General features: G+C 40.9%; 22 protein-coding genes. All 22 read right to left on the minus strand.

From position 1 onward, the window contains the following. Nucleotides 1-78: 78 nt before the first annotated feature. The 22 genes from recA to FPV17_RS12360 all read right to left on the minus strand — a co-directional run bounded on the left by recA (nucleotide 79) and on the right by FPV17_RS12360 (nucleotide 23523). Nucleotides 79-1128: a recombinase RecA gene (recA, locus tag FPV17_RS12255; protein WP_035397273.1), complete on the minus strand. Its 1050-nt coding sequence runs from the start codon at nucleotides 1126-1128 to the stop codon at nucleotides 79-81. A gap of 188 nt (nucleotides 1129-1316) precedes the next feature. Beyond that, complete coding sequence (locus FPV17_RS12260; protein ID WP_035397271.1) at nucleotides 1317-2933, minus strand: DEAD/DEAH box helicase; 1617 nt, start codon at nucleotides 2931-2933, stop codon at nucleotides 1317-1319. Next, nucleotides 2930-4183: a competence/damage-inducible protein A gene (locus FPV17_RS12265; protein WP_144559150.1), complete on the minus strand. Its 1254-nt coding sequence runs from the start codon at nucleotides 4181-4183 to the stop codon at nucleotides 2930-2932. The genes FPV17_RS12260 and FPV17_RS12265 overlap by 4 nt, the downstream gene beginning before the upstream one ends. A gap of 11 nt (nucleotides 4184-4194) precedes the next feature. Further along, the gene (gene pgsA, locus FPV17_RS12270) at nucleotides 4195-4773 is read right to left on the minus strand and encodes a CDP-diacylglycerol--glycerol-3-phosphate 3-phosphatidyltransferase (protein ID WP_035397270.1); all 579 of its coding nucleotides are present in this window, start codon (nucleotides 4771-4773) and stop codon (nucleotides 4195-4197) included. Nucleotides 4774-4892: 119 nt separating this feature from the next. Further along, on the minus strand, nucleotides 4893-5792 hold the full coding sequence (locus FPV17_RS12275; protein ID WP_144559151.1) for a helix-turn-helix domain-containing protein: 900 nt from the start codon (nucleotides 5790-5792) through the stop codon (nucleotides 4893-4895). A 21-nt stretch (nucleotides 5793-5813) separates the two neighbouring features. Further along, entirely contained in the window at nucleotides 5814-6581 is a 768-nt protein-coding gene (locus FPV17_RS12280; protein WP_035397296.1) for a DUF3388 domain-containing protein, read from the minus strand. Nucleotides 6582-6739: 158 nt separating this feature from the next. Further along, on the minus strand, nucleotides 6740-6988 hold the full coding sequence (locus FPV17_RS12285) for a DUF3243 domain-containing protein (protein WP_035397267.1): 249 nt from the start codon (nucleotides 6986-6988) through the stop codon (nucleotides 6740-6742). 70 nt (nucleotides 6989-7058) lie between these two features. Next, nucleotides 7059-7772: an elongation factor P 5-aminopentanone reductase gene (gene ymfI, locus FPV17_RS12290; RefSeq protein WP_060704018.1), complete on the minus strand. Its 714-nt coding sequence runs from the start codon at nucleotides 7770-7772 to the stop codon at nucleotides 7059-7061. Beyond that, nucleotides 7769-9064: an EF-P 5-aminopentanol modification-associated protein YfmH gene (gene yfmH, locus FPV17_RS12295; protein ID WP_035397265.1), complete on the minus strand. Its 1296-nt coding sequence runs from the start codon at nucleotides 9062-9064 to the stop codon at nucleotides 7769-7771. Before yfmH ends, ymfI begins: the two co-directional genes overlap by 4 nt. Then, a complete protein-coding gene (gene yfmF / locus FPV17_RS12300; protein ID WP_246117035.1) occupies nucleotides 9061-10344 on the minus strand; it encodes an EF-P 5-aminopentanol modification-associated protein YfmF in 1284 nt (427 codons plus the stop codon). Before yfmF ends, yfmH begins: the two co-directional genes overlap by 4 nt. A 32-nt stretch (nucleotides 10345-10376) precedes the next feature. Continuing rightward, nucleotides 10377-12710 carry an FtsK/SpoIIIE family DNA translocase gene (locus tag FPV17_RS12305; RefSeq protein ID WP_144559152.1) on the minus strand — a complete coding sequence of 778 codons (2334 nt, stop codon included), beginning with the start codon at nucleotides 12708-12710 and terminating at the stop codon, nucleotides 10377-10379. 86 nt (nucleotides 12711-12796) lie between these two features. Continuing rightward, on the minus strand, nucleotides 12797-13018 hold the full coding sequence (locus FPV17_RS12310) for a YlzJ-like family protein (protein WP_035397262.1): 222 nt from the start codon (nucleotides 13016-13018) through the stop codon (nucleotides 12797-12799). Continuing rightward, complete coding sequence (locus FPV17_RS12315; RefSeq protein WP_035397259.1) at nucleotides 13015-13740, minus strand: ClpP family protease; 726 nt, start codon at nucleotides 13738-13740, stop codon at nucleotides 13015-13017. The genes FPV17_RS12310 and FPV17_RS12315 overlap by 4 nt, the downstream gene beginning before the upstream one ends. Nucleotides 13741-13851: 111 nt before the next feature. Next, nucleotides 13852-15525 (minus strand): ribonuclease J, encoded by a 1674-nt coding sequence (locus tag FPV17_RS12320; protein ID WP_035397256.1) that lies wholly within the window; start codon nucleotides 15523-15525, stop codon nucleotides 13852-13854. A gap of 504 nt (nucleotides 15526-16029) precedes the next feature. Further along, nucleotides 16030-16887, minus strand: a complete 858-nt coding sequence (gene dapA / locus FPV17_RS12325; protein ID WP_412766070.1) for a 4-hydroxy-tetrahydrodipicolinate synthase — start codon at nucleotides 16885-16887, stop codon at nucleotides 16030-16032. A gap of 70 nt (nucleotides 16888-16957) precedes the next feature. Beyond that, entirely contained in the window at nucleotides 16958-18172 is a 1215-nt protein-coding gene (gene dapG, locus FPV17_RS12330) for an aspartate kinase (protein WP_060704015.1), read from the minus strand. A 3-nt stretch (nucleotides 18173-18175) separates the two neighbouring features. After that, nucleotides 18176-19231 (minus strand): aspartate-semialdehyde dehydrogenase, encoded by a 1056-nt coding sequence (gene asd, locus FPV17_RS12335; protein WP_144559153.1) that lies wholly within the window; start codon nucleotides 19229-19231, stop codon nucleotides 18176-18178. 110 nt (nucleotides 19232-19341) lie between these two features. Beyond that, on the minus strand, nucleotides 19342-19920 hold the full coding sequence (gene dpaB, locus FPV17_RS12340) for a dipicolinate synthase subunit B (RefSeq protein WP_035398939.1): 579 nt from the start codon (nucleotides 19918-19920) through the stop codon (nucleotides 19342-19344). A gap of 21 nt (nucleotides 19921-19941) precedes the next feature. Further along, nucleotides 19942-20829, minus strand: a complete 888-nt coding sequence (dpaA, locus tag FPV17_RS12345; RefSeq protein WP_144559154.1) for a dipicolinic acid synthetase subunit A — start codon at nucleotides 20827-20829, stop codon at nucleotides 19942-19944. Between the two features lie 162 nt (nucleotides 20830-20991). Then, the gene (locus FPV17_RS12350) at nucleotides 20992-21237 is read right to left on the minus strand and encodes a YlmC/YmxH family sporulation protein (protein WP_035398935.1); all 246 of its coding nucleotides are present in this window, start codon (nucleotides 21235-21237) and stop codon (nucleotides 20992-20994) included. A gap of 47 nt (nucleotides 21238-21284) precedes the next feature. After that, a complete protein-coding gene (locus FPV17_RS12355) occupies nucleotides 21285-22529 on the minus strand; it encodes a M16 family metallopeptidase (protein ID WP_144559155.1) in 1245 nt (414 codons plus the stop codon). Then, nucleotides 22522-23523: a polysaccharide deacetylase family protein gene (locus tag FPV17_RS12360; RefSeq protein ID WP_144559156.1), complete on the minus strand. Its 1002-nt coding sequence runs from the start codon at nucleotides 23521-23523 to the stop codon at nucleotides 22522-22524. Before FPV17_RS12360 ends, FPV17_RS12355 begins: the two co-directional genes overlap by 8 nt. Nucleotides 23524-23609 lie beyond the last annotated feature (86 nt).

Here is a 23609-nt window from a genome sequence, read left to right on the forward strand (position 1 = left end):
AACTATTTCTTTCTTTAAAGGGTACCATTATGATAAAAGACTTTCCTTTTAAAAAACAGGAAAGTCTTTTGGCTATTACTATTTTAAATCTAGAGGAACATCTTCAAAAGATTCTTTATCAGCTTCTTCTACTTTTACTTCTCCATCAAGATTGTGCTCATCACGAATTTTCCGTTCGATTTCAGCTGTAATCTCCACGTTTTCTTTTAGGAATTGTTTCGAGTTCTCACGACCTTGACCTAAGCGATCACCGTTGTAAGAATACCACGCACCACTCTTATCCACAATCTCTAAATCCGTAGCAATATCAAGAATGGATCCTTCTCTTGAAATTCCTTCGCCATACATAATATCCACTTCAGCAAGGCGGAATGGAGGCGCTACTTTGTTTTTCACTACTTTAATTTTGGTACGGTTTCCGACAATATCGTTTCCTTGTTTCAGTGCCTCAGCCCGTCGCACTTCTAAACGAACAGAAGAATAGAACTTAAGCGCACGTCCACCTGGAGTTGTTTCGGGGTTTCCGAACATCACGCCGACTTTTTCACGAATTTGATTGATAAAGACCGCTACGGTTTTCGATTTGTTAATTGCGCCAGATAGTTTTCTTAACGCTTGCGACATCAAACGAGCCTGCAAGCCGACGTGAGAATCTCCCATTTCGCCTTCAATCTCTGCTTTCGGAACAAGAGCAGCGACACTATCAATAACAATCATATCCAGAGCGCCACTTCGTACAAGCGCCTCAGCGATTTCTAATGCTTGTTCGCCTGTGTCAGGTTGAGACAGAAGCAATTCGTCTACATTTACACCAAGTTTACCAGCATAAACAGGGTCTAAAGCGTGCTCTGCATCAATAAATGCAGCTTGACCACCTTGACGTTGTACTTCAGCAATAGCGTGAAGAGCAACTGTCGTTTTACCAGAAGACTCTGGTCCGTAAACTTCAATAACTCTACCTTTTGGATAGCCACCAACACCTAAAGCAATATCTAAAGCTAGTGCACCACTTGAAACGGTTGAGATTCGTTGCTCCGCTCTCTCTCCTAATTTCATGACAGAACCTTTACCAAACTGCTTTTCGATCTGGCGTAAGGCCATATCTAACGCTTGTTTCCGATCACTCATTCTTCCATCTCCTTTAAATCATCTTCATGTATTGTTGAGACATATAACGTTATCTGTCTTGTTTCATCGTTAGCTATTGTTCTTGTTCTATCATACCTCTTTTTTCATCGTTTGCCAATAGGTTTTACGAACATTTATTCGGTTTTTTTCAATAGAAAAAGATCGGGGGCACAACCCGATCTTTCTTCTTATGAACGGCGACCTGCAGCATGAGGACGACGCTCACGCTTAGGACGAGGCTTCGCCGGCTCTAAATTGACTCTAGCACCGTTGATTCTCGAATAGCGCAGACCTTCATATGCAAATGGTGCGCTCTCTTCAGGTACATCGACGAACGAGAAGTTATCAAAGATATCAATACGTCCAATCGTTTTCACTGGAATACCAATTAAGCGACTAATTTCCTCACCAAGAATTTTCGGTGTTAAATTGACGTTACGGCCGACGTTAATAAAGAAACGAACCATTCCTTTTGCTCCACCTGTTTCACCAAAGCTATAGCCCGCATCCTCACTTGCTGTTTCGGTCGAGAATTTCAGTTTTAGTAATGCAGAAATGATTTCTTTTGCGTCGACTTCTTCTTCTAACATTTGATCAGCGAGCGGACGGAATAATTCCATCTCTTTCCCACCTGATTCGATTGTTTCTTTAATCAAATTTTTCCATGATGTTTGTTGTTTTTCAACCACATCTTCAATGGTTGGTACTTCTTGAGACGGGATGTACATTTTTATTTCTTTTTCAATTGAACGTAAGTGCTTCATTTCCCTTGGCGTCACAAGCGTAATTGCTGCACCCGTCCGGCCTGCACGACCTGTACGACCAATGCGGTGAACATAACTCTCTGGATCTTGTGGAATATCGAAGTTAATAACGTGACTCACATTTTCTACATCAATTCCGCGAGCTGCTACATCTGTTGCGATTAAAAATTCAATGGAAGAATCGCGGAATTTTTTCATCACAACATCACGCTGAGACTGTGTAAGATCTCCATGTAAACCGTCTGCTAAATAACCTCTTGCCTGAAGTGCTTCTGTTAATTCGGCGACCCCTTTTTTTGTACGGCAGAATAAAATACCAAGATCAACATCATCGCTGTCAATGATTCGACAAAGGGAATCGATTTTATTACGCTCCAGCACTTTATAATACACTTGATTGATAGAAGGGGCGGTTACTTCTCCTTTATTAATCGTTACAGTAGCAGGATTGTTCATATAATTTCGTGATAGCTTACGAATTGCTGGTGGCATTGTTGCTGAGAAAAGAAGCGTTTGCCTTACATCATTCACTTCTTTTAAAATCGCTTCAATGTCTTCAACAAACCCCATGTCAAGCATTTCATCCGCTTCATCAAGCACGACTGTATGAACCGATTGAAGCTTTAATGTGCCACGACGCAAGTGATCAAGCATTCGACCTGGTGTACCGATCACAATTTGTACACCTTGTTTTAACGCTTTAATTTGATGACCTATTGACTGCCCACCATAAATCGGTAGCGTGCGAATTGCTTTGTGCATAGACAATTTTTGTAGTTCACCAGCTACTTGAATAGCAAGCTCACGTGTCGGTGTTAAAATAAGTGCTTGAATCGCTCGATCACTTGTCACTTTGTCCACAACAGGAATACCAAAAGCCGCTGTTTTACCAGTTCCTGTTTGAGCCTGGCCAATGACGTCGCCTCCGGTAAGAATAGCCGGGATGGCTTTTTCTTGGATAGGAGATGGCTCTTCAAACCCCATCTCCTTAATTGCTTGTTTTACTTGGTCTGAAATCTCGAAGTCTGAAAAAAATGTCATTTACTACCATTTCTCCTTTTTAATTCGTCCAACAAATAGAAAAATCCATACTTAACCGCACGCATTCGTACGGCGTTTCTCCCACCAGATAACGAAAGTGGAATGGTTCGTACAGGTTGTTGTGGGAAGGCAATGCCAATTACAACCGTTCCTGGCTCTAGGTTCCCTTGTTTTTCTGGTCCTGCTACTCCGGTAAAAGAGATGGCTACATCGGTTCGTAGTTTTTTTTGAATTCCTTGAGCCATTTCTGCTGCACATGCTTCACTCACTGCCCCGTAATCTTGGAGGGTTTGTGGAGATACACCGAGTAACGCGATTTTAGCTTCTTCTGTATAAGCCGTAATACTTCCTGTTAAGATCGATGATGCGCCTGGTAAGGCAACGAGTTCACTGGCAAATAATCCGCCTGTAAGGCTTTCCGCACTGGCAACAGTAAGACCTTGTTCATGTAAGTAACGAGAAACTTCTTTAACGAGCGTTGTCTCATCGTAGCCGTACAGATAATCTCCTACTCGATCTGTAATCAAAGACTCTGTTTCATCAAGTAATCGCTTAATTTCATTTTTGTCGGTATGCTTCACCGTCAACCTTAACTTCACTTCACCGTCACTTGCAAGTGGTGCAATTGTAGGGTTTTGCTGATTCTCAATAAGATCTTCTAGATCCGTTTCAAGTTGGGATTCACCGATACCAAAAAAATGAAGCACGCGCGACGTAATAGACGCTTGATCGTTTGTTCCTAATAAGACAGGTAAAAACTCTTTTTCAAACATAGGTTTCATTTCACTTGGCGGTCCTGGTAATAAAACGATTCTTTTTTCATCAGCTAGTTGAACAACCATTCCTGGTGCCATACCATGACGATTAGCAAGAACATGAGCACCTTCTATAACGTATGCTTGCTTTTTATTATTTGGTGTCATCGTCCGATTGTGTCGCTTAAAATATGCTTCAATATGATCAAGAGCATTTTGGTCATACACAAGCTCGCGTTCACAAAACTTTGCAACCGTATCTTTTGTTAAATCATCTTTAGTCGGGCCTAACCCACCCGTTAAAATAAGCAAATCCGCACGAGCAAACCCTTCACTGATCGTCTTATACAGTCGATCCGCATTATCACCAACCACTGTATGTGAATAAACGTCAACACCAACACTTGCAAGTTGTTTCGAAATGTATTGCCCATTTGTGTTGGCAATTTGGCCAAGCAACAACTCTGAACCAACAGCAATGATTTCCGCGTTCATAGGATCAACCCCTATACTGACTTTAGAATAATATGTTTGTTTTTAACAAAATAATCAACGCCAGACCAAATCGTCAATATGGCTGCAACATAGAGCATTAAATCAGCGAACGGAAACGAAATCGCTGAGAAAGGAATGTTATGTAAGAGTGTCGCGATAATAGCAACCATTTGCGTTAAAGTCTTCCATTTCCCTAGGTTACTTGCCGCGATGACATCACCCTCAGCCGCTGCCACCAACCGAATGCCAGTCACAATAAATTCTCTACTAATAATAACAATCGCAATCCAAGCTGGAATAAGTTGAATCTCCACCAGCCCAATTAATGCAGCCGTTACGAGCAATTTATCTGCAAGTGGATCAATAAACTTACCAAAGCTTGTTATCAGATTTAATTTACGCGCGTAATAGCCGTCAAGCCAATCCGTTCCAGCAGCAATGACAAAAATAAGCGCTGCAATGAGTAGCGATACAGCAATCGTATCATTAAACATTTCTAGCTCACCAAATGGTAAATCAACAAGCAAGAACAGCATGAATAGCGGAATTAAGCAAATCCGTGCGATTGTTATTTTGTTAGGTAAATTCAATTTCTTCCCTTCTTTCCAACTACGATAAGCGAATCCTTATTTATTGTACCACAGTCACGTCCGTACTGAAAAAAAACGAACTCAAAAAAATGATTTCCGCCTGTAGACGGAAATCACGTTTATTCATTTTCAGATTCAAGCAACACTTCAATTACTTGGACACTCGATGTATCTAAAAGATCAATTTCTAACCCATTCACAGTAAACGTATCCACTTCTGCACCGAACCCAATTCGAACGTACAGAGATTCTAAATCTGTTACATCAGGTTCAAAGTCTTCGTTGAACGGTGGATAGTTTTGCTCTACCGTACCCGAGCCTTCATTTTCACGTAATTCAACATACGTACCTTCATCATTCATTTCAATTAATAGCGAATCAAATGAATCCGCATTCGTTAATGTATACGTTTTTGTCGTCGCGTCTTCATTTTCTAAAACGAGTTCTGGGTCAGCCCCATTATCTTCCGTATCACTATTCGCTTCTTCATCACCTTGAGCTTCATCTTCATCCGTCACGTCGCCTTCATCATTATCGGCTTCATCTTCGTCGGCAGTTGGCCCATCATAAGAAGAACCTTCTTGTGGTTCTTCTGCTGTATTATCTGTATTCGAGCTATCTCCTGCAGTCCAAACGAAATAAACAATGAGCGCAAGAACAATGACAATTAAGATCGGAACTAGAATCGTTCCAAGAGATCGATTTCCGCTTTTTGCTGGTGCTTTTTGTTTTGGAGGCTTTACTCGCTCCGCTCGAGATGGTAAATCAACGCTTTCGCTTTGCGGGCTAGGAAGTTCATTCTTATACGTCGTTAATACTTCCTCTGCATTTAAGCCAACGGCTTCTGCATACGTCTTCACAAACGCCCTTGCATAGAAAATTCCTGGAAGCGTATCAAAATTCCCTTCTTCAATTGCCACTAAATAGCGCTTTTGGATCTTTGTTCGTTGCTGAAGATCATCAAGTGAAAGTTGTTTTTCTTCGCGATTTTCTTTTAAATAATTCCCTAGCTCTGACATCTTTACACCTACCTAGTAACGTTAGCTAATATCGAATGAAGAAAAACCCGATTCAACCACATCGTACGTAATCTCTTCATTATCATCGTTACGTAGTTCAATAATACAGTCAAAGTCTTCTAGCTCATACTCTGTCTCTCGAATAAAAATATCCGGATGCTCTACAACCTTTACCGCTGGTAGACGCATAATATCATCAACTAGTATACGATGTTTTTCTGTTGCTCGCATGGTTGAAACGATGCCATCAATAATAAAAATGTTATCGCCATCCATTTCATCTTCAGCGAGCTGGCTGCGCACAGTTTGGCGAAGCAATGTGGAAGAAATAAACGACCATCGTTTATTCGCACAAACGCTCGCTGCTACAACCGACTCTGTCTTCCCTACTCGGGGCATACCGCGAATACCAATTAAATAGTGCTCATCTCTTTTCATCATTTCTGCCATGAAATCAACGAGTAAGCCTAATTCACGACGAATAAATCGAAACGTCTTTTTTTCTGTTACGTTTCGCTCAATATAGCGACCATGTCGAATCGCTAGTCGATCTCGCACCCTCGGTTCACGAAATTTTGTTACAGTCACACTGCCAATTGTATGTAAGATTGCTTTAAATCGCTTGACATTGTCATCGTCAGTACTGCGAAGTAACATGCCTCGACGCGTATCGTCAACCCCATTAATCGTCACAATGTTTATAGAAAGCATACCAAGAAGAGAAGATATATCTCCAAGTATCCCTGGCCGGTTTTCATGTAGCTGGTACTCAAAATACCATTCTTTCACCGTGCCACTCCCTTTCTCTAATAAATTGACAAATAAAGCTAATCTTCTTGGCTCTATGATATAGGATTCACTTTTAAAAGAAAAGCATTTTCCTTTAGAAACCACAAAACTACAAAAAGAAAAACTGCTTGTTCGTGTATACGAACAAGCAGTTTAACTTATCTGTGGCCGACTAATTTCACCATCATATTTGCAATAGCATGTTGTTCTTTTTCATCAGCCACTTTCCAAAGTTCAGCAAGAACACGCTCTTGCTCGTTTTTAGGTTCTACTTGTTCAGCTAAATACTCACCAACCTGGTAAGCAACGTCGCTCACGATATTTTCATTCATTCCTTCGTGTTGCGCTTGATCAAGACGATCACCTAAAAATTCTTTCCAATGATCCCAGCTATCTAATACAGACATGTGAATCCCTCCTCTAAGTTTTAAAAAAGATTCACACCTAGTATGCCTTCGTCAAACAGAAATATACATGTTAACAATGCCAAGCCCCATTCACTGAAAGTACTTGTCCATTAATATACGATGACCTTTCCTGGCTTAGAAATAATACCGCATGCGCTACCTCTTCCGGACGTCCTAACCGGCCAGCTGGAATGTCGTCTGCCAGTTCGGCTAGTTCTTGTTCACTATAGATGGATAACATGTCACTGTTAATGGCCCCTGGCGCTACCGCGTTTATACGTACCTTACTTCGACCGACTTCTTTTGCAATGCTTTTCATAAAGCCATGCACACCGCTTTTTGCGGCTGCATAGACACTCTCCATACTAGCACCTTCCAGTCCCCAGATAGAAGTAATAAGTGTAATAACGCCTTTCTGATGGTGAATCATTTGTGGCATCACTGCTTGAGTCAGTTTAATCGCACTCGTTAAATGCAATGTCATGGTTTCCTCTAGTTGTTGTGCACTAATATCTTGTAAGAGCTGAGGCTGGGAATTGCCGGCACAGTATACGACGATATCCGGGATATTCGGTAGTTGCTCCATAAGAGTGGCAACACCATCGATTTTCCCCAAATTAGCATAGACTGGAATGGCATCACATTGCAATGATGCACACAAATCTCTTGCTTTCTTCTCATTACGAAAAAAATGAACATAGATGGTACTTGCTTCGAATTGAAAAGAGCGACAGACGGCTTGCCCGATCGCCCCTGTCGCTCCTGTCACTAAGACACTTCTCATGACCCAGATTGATCATCCTTAACAATAAGTGTCGTTTTTGCTTGATCAGAAAAATGAGCATGTAATACAGTTTCTAGATCGTTTACTGTAAGCTCTTCTAGAGTTGGCAATACAGCGAACAAATCCATATCATTAAAACGGTAACGAGTAAATTCATTTGCAATGTATTCTGGCGAGTTTAACGCTTTAAGGAATCCACCAATTTTCTTTTTAATCACACGTGCTGTATCATCTTCATTCAGTGAACCTGCTTTAAATGATGCAATCGTCTCTTCTACTACCGTAATAAGCTGCTCCGGTTGTTGACTTTCACCACCGATAATGGAAAATCCAAATCCCTTTTCAGCAGTAAAATCAAACGAAAACGAGTCATCTGCAACACCGTTTTTATACATGTGCTCGTAGGCTTCTGAACTTGGTCCAAACATTAAATCTAGGAGTACATTGAGTGACAATTCGTAGCGAAGCAACTCTTGGCCTTGACGGCTTGCATTTGCTTCTTTATAGCCAATAAATACTTTTGGTGTTTGCACAGGCATGTGTATAACATTTGTCGGCTTATCCACTTCCAGCGGCTCGTCTGGAAATGTACGGTCAATGCTCTCTGGCTCTGGAAACGATTTATTTGCTTGGTTTTCACGAATAAGAGTCATCATTTCTTCCGGCTCCACTGAACCAACAATGAATAGTAACATATTGTTTGGGTGGTAAAATGTGTGATAGCACGTATAAAGATCTTCTTTTGTTATTTCATTAATTGAAGGCACAGTACCAGCAATATCTATTTTAACAGGGTGATGTTTATACATGTTTTCAATCGTTCCAAAATAAGCACGCCAATCAGGATTATCATCATACATCGTAATTTCTTGTTCAATAATGCCTTTTTCTTTTTCGACCGTTTGATCCGTAAAGTACGGGTGTTGTACAAAATCCATTAACGTTGTTAAATTTTCATTAACATTGGTTGTACTTGAAAACAAATAAGCGGTGCGAGTAAAGCTCGTAAAGGCATTGGCAGAAGCTCCTTGTTTGCCAAACGTATGAAAGACATCCCCTTCTTCGCTTTCGAACATTTTATGCTCAAGAAAGTGAGCAATACCGTCAGGGACGCGAACCGGCTTGTCTTTACCAATTGGCTTAAAATGATTGTCAATGGAGCCATATTTTGTTGTAAACGTCGCAAACGTTTTATGAAATCCTTTTTTCGGCAAAATATAGACATCTAATCCATTGTCTAATTGCTCATGGTATAAGGTTTCTTCCAATTGCTTGTATTCAATCGGCTTCATGCTTTTTCCCCCTGTCCTTTTAAAAAGTAGATCGTATCTAGCTCCCATTTGGAAACAGCTCGCACGACATCCTCTTTCGTAACGGTTTTAATGTTCTCTATACGCTCTTGAATGGACTTACGATGGTTCGCGACAATTTCATGATAAGATAGTTCTGCAATTCCTCTCGGCGCATCTAAGGCTTCTAACGCTTGATTAAGAAGCATGCCTTTTGCTTGCTCTACTTCAGCTTTTGAGAAATCACCCTTTTTCATTGCTTTTTCTTGTTCCTGAATGATTTCAACTGCACGATCATACTTGTCAAATTCAATACCTGACATCACCATTAATACACCTTTATGGCTCTCAATTTGCGAAGCTGCATAATAGGCCAGACTTTCTTTCTCACGAACATTTATAAACAGTTTGGAAGAAGGAAATCCTCCAAATAATGCATTTCCAACTCGAGCTGCTTCATAGTCATCATCCGAAAAGGTAGTGTGGGTTCTATAACCTAAATGAAGCTTACCTTGCTTCACTTGCTGTTCATCATGAACGATGTGAACCTGTTCGATCTCTTTGTCTGCTTTTGTAGGCTTAACCGTATTTACCGCTTTATGCTGCTCAGTAAACACTCGGCTTACAGTTTGTTTCACTTCTTCTTCTTGAAATGAGCCAATAACATACAAGTCAAATCGATCTTGTTCAAGCATTGACTGATACGCGTCGTATAAGGTTTGCGAATTTAATTGGTCCAAGTCCTTTTCTCTTCCATACGGCGGCAATCGATAGGCTTCATGTTGGAACATTTCTTCTGTGATGCGGACATTGGCATAGCGCATTTTATCATCATAAATCGAAGCAATTCGCTGCTTTAACGACCGTTTTTCTTGTTCCACTGTTTGGGTAACAAACACGCCATCCTCCAAAACAGGCTGGTAAACGAGTTGATGTAAAAGCGTTAAAGCCTCTTCAACTAACGAAACGGAATCCTTCAAGTACTGCTCTGAGGCTACATCCATTCGAAACGTAATGACTTGGGCTTCGCCTTTTTTTTGCACATCTGCCGTTAAAGTGGCACCATACATCTCTTCTAGCTTTTGTTTTAATCGCTTACGATTTGGGTGATCTTTTGTTCCACCTTGAAGAACATGAGGAATTAGCGCTCTTGCCGTCACCGTTTCTTCTTGAAGTGGCGCATTTACCATTAACATGATGCTAATTGTTTTAAACTTATCTGTGGCACCTAAATGAAGATGTAACCCATTTTGTTCCGTCGATTTCACTTGTAAATCCGTCAATTTTCATCTTCCTTCCGTTAATCGTTCTACTTTTAGGATGTCGCCTCTTCATCGGATCTATTCCCTATAAGTACTTCTCGCGGCTTACTACCCTCATATGGTCCAACAACGCCTCTTGCTTCCATTTCATCAACTATTCGTGCAGCCCTCGTATACCCAATACGGAAACGTCGCTGAAGCATAGAAACCGATGCCGTGCCGACTTCAATAACAAGGTCCACCGCATCGTTATAAAGATCATCCTCTGGCGCACTTTCTTTTGATTCAACTACCGTTGGTTCCATTTCTTCTACATACTGGGCTTTTTGTTGCGAAACAACGTATGAAACAATTTTCTCTACTTCTTCGTCAGAAAGAAACGCACCTTGAATTCTTGTTGGCTTTGTTGCTCCCATCGGCAAGTACAACATATCTCCTCGACCAAGAAGCTTCTCCGCTCCTCCACCATCCAAAATCGTTCGAGAATCGGTTTGCGAGGAAACGCCGAACGCAATTCTTGAAGGTATATTTGCTTTTATTACTCCTGTAATGACATCAACAGACGGACGTTGCGTAGCAATGATCATGTGAATACCTGCTGCCCTAGCCATCTGAGCGAGTCTTGCGATTGAGTCTTCAACGTCCCCAGATGCAACCATCATTAAGTCAGCAAGTTCATCAACAATGACGACAATATAGGGCAATGTCGGTTGTTTCGCATCATGTAGTTCATTTTGACGCTTAATATAGTCATTGTAGCCTTCCATATTACGCGTTCCTGAATGTGAAAACAAATCATAACGTCGCTCCATTTCCGCAACGACTTTTTTTAGTGCTTGAGATGCCTTCTTTGGTTCCGTAACAACGGGTGTTAACAAGTGAGGAATGCCATTGTATACATTCAGTTCAACCATTTTAGGGTCTATCATCATCATTTTGACTTCATGAGGTTTTGCTTTCATTAATATACTAGTAATAATGCCATTGATGCATACACTTTTTCCACTTCCAGTTGCACCAGCAACAAGGAGATGCGGCATCTTATTTAACGGTGCCAAAACCGGTTCACCTGAAATATCTCGGCCTAGGCCAACTGAAAGGACTTCATGCTGTCTATCTGTCGAGCCACTTAATACTTCTTTTAGCGATACAATCGCCACTTCTTGGTTTGGCACTTCAATTCCAACAGCAGATTTTCCTGGTATTGGAGCTTCAATACGAATATCTTTTGCTGCTAGTGCTAATGCTAAGTCGTCTGCTAAATTAACAATTTTGCTTACTTTCACTCCGACACTTGGATTAACTTCATATTTCGTAACAGCTGGGCCTAAGTGAACTTTTGTCACTCGAACTTTCACTCCGAAACTTTCTAACGTTTTTTCAAGCTTCCGCGCATTCGATGTTAATTGTTGCTTTTCTGTAAGCTGATCAGGCTTAACTGGCGTATGTAATAAATCAAGATCCGGCAATAAATAAGACTCATTTGTCACATCTTCATTTACCAGTTCCGTTGAAAGTAACTCCATTTCTTTAGAGTCTTTCTCTTTGTCGTTCGACACCTCTTGAGCAGACTGCTGACGTTGATCAGCTATCGTCTCTTCTTTAGGCTGCTCTCTTTGTGAGAAATCAACAATTTCAGGTTCCTGCTTGCTATCCCAACGATCTTTTTCTCGTGTTTCTTCTTCTGGTAGAGGCTCCTCTTTTTTCTTCGTACGCGCTTGTTTACTACGTCTTTCATCATCCATTTTTTCTTTCGCTTCATTTCTCCATTGAGTAAAGTCAGACCAAGTTGATTTCACAAAATCTGTTACAAATAAATAGCTCCGACGATACCACTTACCTAGCATATCGCTTAAGGAACGCCCAGAAATTAAAATGGCCCCGACCACAATGAGCATCAGACATAACAAATACGTTCCAGCATTATCAAACAAAAAATGGCTTACTGCATAGCCAATCGCTCCGAGCATACCGCCACCTAAGTCTTCTGTTTGTCCGGTTGTAAGCTCCTGCCAAAACAACGCCCATGTGCTTTGAATAACTGAACCATTTTCAAGCGTGCCTTCAATAGTAAGCTGTCGAAATAAGCTAACGTGCGCAATAATCGCTAGAGCGAGTACAACTGTATACATGCCACTCAATTGTCGATTCCAAATGGCTGGCTTCTTCCTTTTAATCATAATGTAAAGGGCTGTTATGAAAAAACCGATAGCAAGTAAAATAAACCACTCCCCTAGGAACAGGCGAAACAATCGTACAAATGCTTCTCCTACACTTCCTAAACGAGCGAGTGTTACAAGTGCGATGACGAGCAGACCTAATCCAATTAGTTCGAACGTTAATTGAGATTTCCATTGTGTTTTTTTTCGTTTCTTTCGCTTTGCCATTCTGTCACCTTCTAAGTCATACTCGAACAAGCAGTCTAACTTATAGACTGCTTGTTTCATCCTTATCAGTATAACATATCTGTATTTTAATAGCGTAACGTACTGGATAAAATTGTACCAGGCTCATAGGCAGGATTTAAGTAAGCGTGTGGGTCACTTGAAAGCAAACGAATGATGCGATAGTCACCATCCCCTTGTTGCTCCACCATTAACGAGCCTGCTTCACACGGTATGGTTAATTGCTTCTGAAAATCACTTTGATCTGTGGGATAAAGTTGTTCTAATGGAACCGTTGTGTATAAAATCATTGTACGACCTCTGATGACTTTTGTTCATCTATGAGCTCGTTCAACTTCTTTATTGCTTGCCCAATCCCACCAACTTCATTAATCAATCCATATTCAACCGCATCGGTTCCAATGACATTCGTACCAATATCTCTTGTTAAATTTCCTTTGGAGAACATTAATTCTTTAAATTTCTCTTCCGTTATTGAAGAGTGGTTTGTCACAAAATTAATCACGCGATCTTGCATTTTATCTAAATATTCAAATGTCTGCGGAACCCCAATGACGAGACCTGTTAAGCGAACTGGGTGTATCGTCATTGTCGCTGTTTCGGCAATATACGAATAGTTTGCGGCTGTGGCGATTGGCACACCTATTGAATGACCACCACCAAGAACGAGAGTAACTGTAGGCTTTGAAAGAGAAGCGATCATTTCTGAAAGGGCAAGCCCCGCTTCCACATCACCACCAACAGTGTTTAAAATGATGAGCAATCCTTCAATTTTGGGGTTTTGTTCAACTGCTACTAATTGAGGAATCATATGCTCATACTTTGTCGTTTTATTTTGCGGTGGTAGCTGCATATGGCCTTCAATTTGACCAATGACAGTCATACAATGGATATTTGTTAGCCCCATATCCGGCACACCAGTCTGACCTAACGCTTGTATTTTCTCCACCAATGAACCTTTTTCCTCTTTTGGTTTTGCCGTATCTGGTGCTGGTTGCTGTTCGTCTGCCATGATTCCACGCTCCTTTTAGTCTTACGACTAGTATGGTCTGCTTTCATTGGAATATGTGTAGGCGCAACTGAAAAAAACCATTATGATTCGCATCATAATGGTTTCCTTTTATTATACTTCCATAATAATTGGTAAGATCATCGGACGGCGCTTTGTTTTTTCAAACAAAAAGCGGCTTAGCCCTTCGCGAATGTTACTCTTTAAACTAGACCATTCGCTCACATTTTCCGTCACGCACTTTTGTAGAATAGACGACACGAGTTCGTTAGACTGCTCAAGCAACGCTTCCGATTCACGCACATAAACAAAACCACGAGAAATGATATTTGGACCAGACACAATCGTACTCGTCTTTTTATTTAACGTGACAACAACAACGAGAATACCATCTTTTGAAAGCAAGCGTCGATCTCTTAAAACAATATTACCAACGTCGCCAACACCAAGACCATCAATGAGCACATGTCCCGAAGGAACTTTTCCTGCGCGGCGAGCTTGATTGTTTGAAAACTCGACAACTTCACCTTTTTCCACAATATAAATACGCTCCGGCTTTATACCGACGTTTATTCCTAAGTCTCGGTGAGCGTGCTGCATGCGAATCTCTCCGTGAATAGGCAAGAAATATTTCGGCTTCATTAAATTGAGCATTAGCTTTAATTCTTCTTGAGAACCATGACCTGAAGCGTGTACAGCCTGCGAACCATAAACAACATCAGCACCAATGCGATGAAGTTGATCGATAACAGACGAAACGCTTTTTTCATTTCCTGGAATAGCAGATGCTGCAATAATGACCGTGTCATTATCTGTTATGGTAATGTGGCGGTGAGCGCCTCTTGCCATCCGTGTCAAAGCAGACATTGGTTCACCTTGACTACCCGTTGTTAAAATAACAACTTGCTCTGGCTTATATCGATTGACTTCATCAATATCGATGACCAAATCCTTAGGCATTTTTAAGTAACCTAACTTAGAAGCAATGGTAATGACACGAACCATACTCTTTCCAACAATGGACAATTTGCGGTTCGCAGCAGCTGTCGCTTGTATCACTTGCTGTAAGCGGTGCACATTTGAAGCGAAAGAGGTAACAATCAAACGTCCTGATGTTCGTGCAAATACATCTTTAATACCTATACCGACTTCCGCTTCGGATTTCGTCGTTCCTGGCCGTTCTGCGTTCGTTGAATCTGAAAGTAAGCAGAGTACACCTTTTTGTCCAATTGCCGCCATTTTACCAATTTCAGCATGTTTCCCATCAACCGGCGTTTGGTCAAACTTAAAATCTCCAGTGTGAACCACTGCACCTTGAGTTGTTTCAACACATACCCCGACACAATCAGGGATACTATGGCTTGTACGGAAAAATGATACAGGCGTTTTCCCTAATTTCACTCTTGAATTAGAATCAATTAAGCGAAGGGTCGTTTCTTTCAAAATCCCTGCTTCTTTAAGCTTTTCTTCAACTAAGCCAAGAGTTAATTTTGTTCCATAAACAGGTACATTTATTTTCTTTAACACATAAGACAATCCACCAATATGGTCTTCATGGCCATGTGTTAGAATAATTCCTTTTACTCGCTCTTCGTTTTCTACTAAGTACGAAACGTCTGGAATGACGATATCAACACCGAGCATGTCGTCGTCAGGGAACATTAATCCAGCATCGACAACAATGATGTCTTCATCGACTTCAATTCCATACATATTTTTTCCAATTTCTCCTACGCCTCCGAGGGCAAACACTCGGACTTTTCCGTTTTCTATTTCTTGCTTAGACAATGATTTATCCTCCTAAATAATTGGTTATATTCTCTATTTCATTTGTTAATCAGAACGTAATCACGCGTATACTAGGTTCATTATTAGGTCACTGTTAAAGAAACATCTAGAAAGCACAGCGCTATAAATCTTTTGAACCGCTCCTTAGCATTTGCCTAATGTCCCTGAAATGAATGGCAATATTCATACTACAGAAGCTTCAAAAGATAGACACACAGTCTTTCGTACAGTCGCAGTTAACAATGAAAAAAAGAATAGATGGTGATCTTCTCACCTTACCCGAACGCATCACTTGAAAACTAGTATACCTTAATTTTCTAGTTAAAAACAAGAGCCATTCCTCGAACACCGATTCTCCGACAAAAAATATCGATCCCTTTCAAATTGTTTCTTTTTCCGACAAAGAAACATTCTTGCAACTAAACCCCGTGTAACTATACAAAAAAAAGACATGCAGAACAACAAGAAATTGTTTGCTCTACATGCCTCACATTAAAGTTCGTTTTATTTTTTTACAGTTGATAAGGAAGCCAATACGTGATCCACTTGCTTCTTCTCGAGAGCATTTAGTGGAATTAACGGCAGCTGTACATCACCAACGTGTACACCTATCTGATTTAAAGCGTACTTTACACAGGTAGGATTTGGTGCTAAAAACATGGTTTTCATCGCTGGCAGTAATTGTCTATGAGCCTTTGCGGCATCTTTTTTATTTCCTGCAAGAAATGCGTTAACCATTTGTTTCATTTCCTGTCCGAGCACGTGGGAAGCAACAGACACAATCCCGTCTCCACCAATCGCTAAGACGGGTAATGTTAACCCATCATCACCGCTATATACTGCAAATGAGTCTGGCGTTCCTTCAATGATAGCCGCTATTTGATCCAAATTCCCACTCGCTTCTTTAATAGCAACGATTGATTCAATGGCAGATAACCGAATCGCTGTTTCAGCTTCTAAATTACACCCTGTGCGGCCTGGAACATTGTAAAGCATAATCGGTAGCGAGGTTTTCGAAGCGACATGTTGAAAATGAGCATATAACCCATCTTGTGACGGCTTATTATAGTAAGGTGTTACAAGCATAATCGCATCTACACCTGCTTCCTCAGCCATAAGCGATCGTTCAACTGTTGATTTTGTGGAATTAGTTCCTGTACCAGCAACGATTGGCACTCTACCATTTACATACTTAACACAAAAACGAAATAGCTGCTCACATGCTTCTTGCGTTAAAAACGGCGACTCACCAGTCGTACCTGCAACCACAAGCACATCTGTACCGGTGGCTATTAAATGATCCATTAATGATTCACAAGCTTTAAAATCGATTGATCCATTCTCATGAAACGGTGTTACCATGGCCGTCCAGAGCGGTCCGTACTTCCCTGTAGGTTTCACTTGCAATCCCTCCATTTACGCGCTAACGGAATTACGTGATGACTTCATTAAGCTGAAACATTTTGTGAAGAGCATTTACTGCTTTGCTCATGTCTTCATTTTTTACGAGAACCCAGATGGTCGTGTGCGAGTCAGCGGATTGTAAGATTTGAATATTTTCTCCGCTTAAAGCTGAGACAATACGCGCAGCAACGCCAGGCACACCCGTCATTCCTGCTCCAACAGCTGATACTTTTGCGCATCCTCGCTGAAGCTGTGGCTTGTAGCCTAACTCTGTTAAAATTCGTAAAGCATCATCAGCCGCTTCGTCTAAAACCGTATACATAACTCCACTAGGACTTATATTTATAAAATCAACACTAATTCCAGCTTTCGCCATTGATTTAAACACGTTCTCTTGTAAATCAAATTGTCCCTCTTTAGCGGAGACTTTAATTTGCGTTACATTAGACACATGAGCAATACCTGTAATCATTCGCTCATGAATGTCCATTCCATGATTTAAAACCCCTGAATTAACTAACGTTCCTTCTGAATCAGAATACGTAGACCGAACTCGAATCGGAATTTTCGCCTGCATCGCAATTTCCACCGCCCGTGGATGTATTACTTTTGCGCCTTGATACGCCATATTACAAATTTCATTGTATGACATTGACTCAAGCGCCCGGGCGTCTTTAACGATACGAGGGTCAGCTGTCATAACCCCTTCTACATCGGTAAAAATATCAACGTAATCGGCTTGGACTGCAGCACCTATTGCCGTCGCTGATGTATCACTACCTCCACGGCCAAGTGTCGTCGTTTCACCACTCTTAGACTGGCCTTGAAAACCTGTTACCACCACAACGTCAGACGACTCTAATGTTTTTAATAAGTGGTCACATTTCATTTCTCTTATTTTTGCATTTTGGAACTCTTCATTTGTTACAAAACCAGCCTTTGCGCCCGTCATTGCTTCTGCCTGAACTCCGTGAGCGTTTAGTTGCTCTGAAAACACAACCGCAGAAATCGTTTCGCCACACGAAACGAGCATATCTTGCTCACGCTTGGAAATGTGCGCTTTATGAACTAATGAAAGCAATGTATCCGTCGCATAAGGGTCACCGCTTCGTCCCATTGCTGATACTACGACAACGACTTTGTAGCCCTCATTTACTGCATTTTGAACGTGTTTAATTGCAAGATCTCTTGATTCTTTTGATTTCACTGATGTGCCACCGAATTTTTGTACAATTATCTTCATTGCTTATGCCTGCTTTTTAATCAGATTCAGTTTAATAAGACTTTCCGCAATTTGAACAGAATTCCATGCAGCACCTTTTAATAGATTGTCAGATACGATCCATGCATGAAAACCGTTATCGCGATCTAAGTCTTTGCGAATACGGCCAACAAATACATCCGGCTTTCCTACCGCTGTTGTGACCATTGGATAGACTTGATTAGTCGGATCATCTTGCAACGTTACACCAGGAGCGTCGCTTAATAGTGCTTTTACTTCTGTTGCGGAGGCACCACTTTTCTCTGTTTCGAAATAAACAGACTCTGAGTGACCTGTTTCAATTGGCAATCGCACACACGTCGCTGCTACCTCAAGAGAAGGTAAATGCATAATTTTCTTTGTTTCATTTATCATTTTCATTTCTTCAAAGGTAAATCCATTCTCTTGAAACAAATCAATTTGTGGAATAGCATTAAAGGCAATTTGATAATGATTCTTATCACCTGAAACTGGCAATACCGATGCAGAGGCTTCTTCTCCTGCAAGTACCGCTTTTGTTTGGGCTTCCATCTCTTCTACCGCTTCAAGACCAGCACCTGAAACAGCTTGGTATGTTGAAACGACTACCTTATTTAAACCATACGCTTGGCGAATAGGTTCAAGGGCAACAACCATTTGAATGGTTGAACAGTTTGGATTTGCAATAACTCCTTGGTGCGCTTGTAAATCTTGTTCGTTAACTTCTGGAACGACAAGTGGTACATCTTTATCCATACGAAACGCACTTGTATTATCCACACAAACAACACCGCGTTTTACCGCTTCTGGAATTAACGCTTTTGAAACAGAACCGCCAGCAGAAAAAAGTGCAATATCGATCCCTTCAAATGATTCTGGTGTTGCTTCCTCAACTGTATATGGCTGACCGCGAAACGTAATCGTCTTACCAGCTGATCGTTTTGAAGATAATAGTTTAAGAGTGGAAATTGGAAAATCGCGCTCTTCCAGTGTTTTTAACATTTGTTGCCCAACCGCACCTGTAGCACCGACAACGGCTAATTGATAGGATTTGTTCGTCATGGTATTCTTCCTCCCTAAAGTTCAGCAGTGGATCTTCTTTATCTTTGTCCTCTATTAAACTTTACGGGATTTAGGAGCAAGACGCAACTGTCCTGCGCCTATTTTTGTGGTTACGTCGTCAGAACGGGCTGAAGTTGAGTATAAGAAAGCGCCGCTTCTGCCGCTGGGACAAGCTGATTCATGTCTGCTACGAGCGAATTGGGCTTCTTTTTATAGTCGTCCTGACCATAAGGGATAAAGAAAATATTTTTCGTTGCCATCAGCCTCATGATGTTCACTCCATTTAAACCAAGACCATCATTAGTCGAAATTCCTAATAATACCGGCTTACCATTACGTAGTGTAGATTTGGCACCCATTAAAACAGGACTATCGGTCATAGCATTTGCAAATTTTGAGATTGAATTACCTGTAATAGGTGCAATAATCATCAAGTCTAACGGTGTTTTCGGTCCAAACGGCTCCGCCTTTACCATGGAGTTGACAAATGGTTCTTGTGTAATGCTTTTTAACCGTTTCATCCAATCTTCACTATCACCAAATTTCGTATCTGTATGCTCAACTGTATATGTTAAAAAAGGGGATACTTTTGCTCCTAACTGGACGAGTTTTTCAATTTGAGGATACACAGCTTCATATGTGCAGTGGGAGCCTGTTAAACCAAATCCGATATGTTTACCTTTTAACATGTTCTAAACTCCTTCTCCTTCTTATTGGGCGCGTGTTTGTTCAAGCAATAAATCACTTAAAACATTGGCAAGGATTTTTCCAGCTGTTTTTGGTGCAACCATACCTGGTAAGCCTGGAACAATCATAGATTTCAACCCACGCTTTTGAGCATAATCATGATCAATGCCACCTGGTTTTGACGCTAAATCTAATAGAAACGCATGCTGCATCATTTCAGTTAATACGCTCGAGGTCACAATTTTTGCTGGTACCGTATTGATAACCACGTCCGCTTGTTTTAACGCCTGTTTAATGTCATCTAAATGGAACGGCTTCATCCCCAGTTGAAAAGCTCTAGCAAGTGACGCTGACTCTTTATCACCTACAGAAACGGTTGCACCTAGTTTTTTGAACGTAGAAGCAATGGTCATCCCAATTCGCCCGAGACCTAAGACAGCGACATTGGCACCATGAATGGTTGAATCGGTATGCTGAATAACAAACATAACGGCACCTTCCGCTGTGGGAATGGAATTGTAAATCGCCACATCATCTCTGTTCATGAGTACCACAACATCTCGTTTTGCTTGGCTCGCCATTTTCTCTAACCGATTAGACGTAATTCCTGTATAAATCGTGCATGACTCCGATGTTTGCTTTACATGCTTAGCCTCTAGCTTAATTTTATTGGAGGAGAACACGCTATTAATAAAGCCGTCATTGCCAATGCCTCCTACTGGTAACAAGATCGCTTCAACTGTCTTCCAATCAATATCATCCAATTCTTCCTTACTAACGCCGATAAAGCCTGCCTCTATTTGTTCGAAACCAACAAGGGAAACACGCGCATCTAATGTTGATAGTTTCCGAACAATTTCAATCTGCCTTGCATCGCCACCGATCATTACAACATGAATTCCTGTAAGCATGATTGGCCCTCCTACTCGTTCAATTACCCGTCACGATTTACCCGTACTTCTTTACCATATGTCTAGAAAAACAATTCCGTGCAAACAGAAAAAAGCCTGTCACAAATGACAGACTTCTAGCTTGCCAACAACGCTTTAAGCGAAACGTTGTGGATAAGGTATTTAATTTCTTAACGATTGTGTGTCAATAATAATCATGTCTTGGCCTATCTTTTTAATTTGCTGCCAGTAAACCGTCACTTCTTTATCTTTACGATTGAATTGATACCATTTGGAGACCGGAACAACAAAAGCATGAATATCACCTGATTGCTCATCTAACAATACATCTGTTTGACCTAAAATGCCAAGCCGTTCCCCTTTTTCGAAATCGATAATTTCTTTATTCGCAATTTCGCTTAATCGCATCACGATCACCTCTTTCTTCATCGTATGAGGCTTGTCGCTATTCTAGACTATCTCGTAAAGATTGTATCTGGCATTGTTTCGCTTGGTGACACAATGGATAAAGCAGGTGCATCTTTAAAAAGTATATGAGCTAATTCGTTCACATCTTCTAAAGAAATATCGTTAATTCGATTTAATAGTTCATCTAAACTTTGGTGCTTCTTTAAGAGTAGCTCGTTTTTCCCATTACGACTCATACGGCTACTTGTACTTTCTAGCCCTAGCATAATACTGCCTTTTAGCTGTTCTTTTCCATTCTCTAATTCTTTTTTTGTTAGACCCTCTGCTTGCATCTGCGCTAATACGTTGTTCATTGATTCAGATAAAGCTTGTAGCTGATTCATTTGCGTACCTGCATATACGGTTACCGAGCCGATGTTTTCATAGGCAGAGTGATAGGAGAACACAGAGTAACATAACCCGCGCTCTTCCCTTATTTCTTGAAACAAACGACTCGACATACTTCCACCTAAAGCGTTATTTAATAAAATTAAATTAAACATTTGAGCGGAGCCAACTTCAAGACCAGGATAGGCTAAGCAAAGGTGAGCTTGTTCTGTTTCTTTTTGCAAATGCTTTTGTACAGGAATAAACATGGCTTCCCGGGGCTGATGTTGCTTTTTAGCAGAAGGGACAGCTGAAAACGTATCTTCTAATTGCGCTAGCAAGTCTTCATGGTAATGACCGGCTACCGAGATCACAACACGCTCACCTACATAATAATTGTCCATATACGATAAAATTTGCTCTCTTGTAAAGCTTGCAAGCGTTTCTTCTGTTCCAAGAATCGGATTGGCTAAAGTTGACTGACCAAATGATGCTTCACTCAACAATTCATGCACAAGATCATCTGGCGTATCTTCTACCATCCGTATTTCTTCTAACACGACATTTTTTTCACGTTCTATTTCTTGCTCATCGAACACAGAGTGAAAAAACATATCTTGTAATACATCTACAGCAATGTGGGCATGCTCATCTAGCACTTTGGCGTAATAACACGTATATTCTTTTGCTGTAAAGGCGTTTACTTGTCCGCCTATTCGGTCAAAAGCTTCCGCTATTTCTTGTGGCGATCTCGTTTTTGTTCCTTTAAACAACATGTGCTCAATAAAGTGAGAAATCCCATTCTGTTCATTTTCTTCATTACGAGAACCTGTTTTAACCCATATGCCAATCGCTACTGAACGGACTGTATTGTTTTTTTCAGCCATAATTCGTACACCGTTACTTAGCTCTCTTTTATTAATCACTACTTGAACCCCCATTGATGTCTACTTCCATGTTTCGTGGCAAACGGTTTTCGCTCATCAGTTCAGAAACCGTCCCTACCAGTAAATTCTTCTCTTTTATCCCCTTTATCATCGCGTCGAGCCCTTGTGATGATGACTCAGTTGGATGCATGAGTAACATTGATCCAGCTTCCATTTTCGGAACAACTCGATTGACCATTGAATGAACCTCAGGCTTCTTCCAATCAATCGTATCAACCGTCCACATAATCGTATTCATACCGTGAGCATGGGCACGATCAACAACAAGCTGATTGTAATCACCACTGGGCGGGGCAAACCACTTAGGTGTTTCGTCTACTGTCGCTTTAATTACATCTGTTGTTTTTTCTAACTCTTCGTCTATTTTTTCTACACTTAGTTTACTCATTTGCGGGTGGGAATAAGCGTGACTCCCAATTTCGTGTCCCTCTTCTTTAATCATCATGGCTAATTGGGGATTTTTCTTTACCCACGAGCCATCTAAAAAGAACGTTGCGTGGACTTGGTGCTGACGAAGTGTTCGAAGCATATCAGGGATATACTCATTTCCCCAAGCTACATTAATGAGCATGGCAGTCATTGGTTTCTCTGATACTCCTCGATAAATTGGTGCAGGGTCTAAATCACTTAAATGGACCTCTGGCTTAGCATCTTTAAAAATAAGCATCGACTGGTTAAATGTGCCAGATTCTTTCATCTTATCATAGGATTTTTCAACGTCAACCTCTAGTCCATTGTATCCAGGCATCGCCTTCCAAACCCGATCCATTTTCGCATTTATCGCCGGAATATTCACTTTATTAGCGTGTTCAAGAATGGCTTCGTAGAGTGGATCTTCAACAGCTTCAACCATCATAGACGCGTTTAATTTAACCGTTTCCACATATTGATTTGAAAACGGGTTCTGGATTGCAACAAGAGCTAGTAAAACTACCGTAGAACAAAGGATAACATGTATAACTTTGTGCTTCATTTATTCCCCTCCCTAACCATAAAAAGCTTCTCTTAGCATGTCTATGTCTTATGAAGGGCAACTAGAATGAACAAACAAAAAAGACT

It is taken from the genome of Shouchella miscanthi, assembly GCF_007725405.1.
In the GTDB taxonomy this organism is placed as follows: domain Bacteria; phylum Bacillota; class Bacilli; order Bacillales; family Bacillaceae_D; genus Shouchella; species Shouchella hunanensis.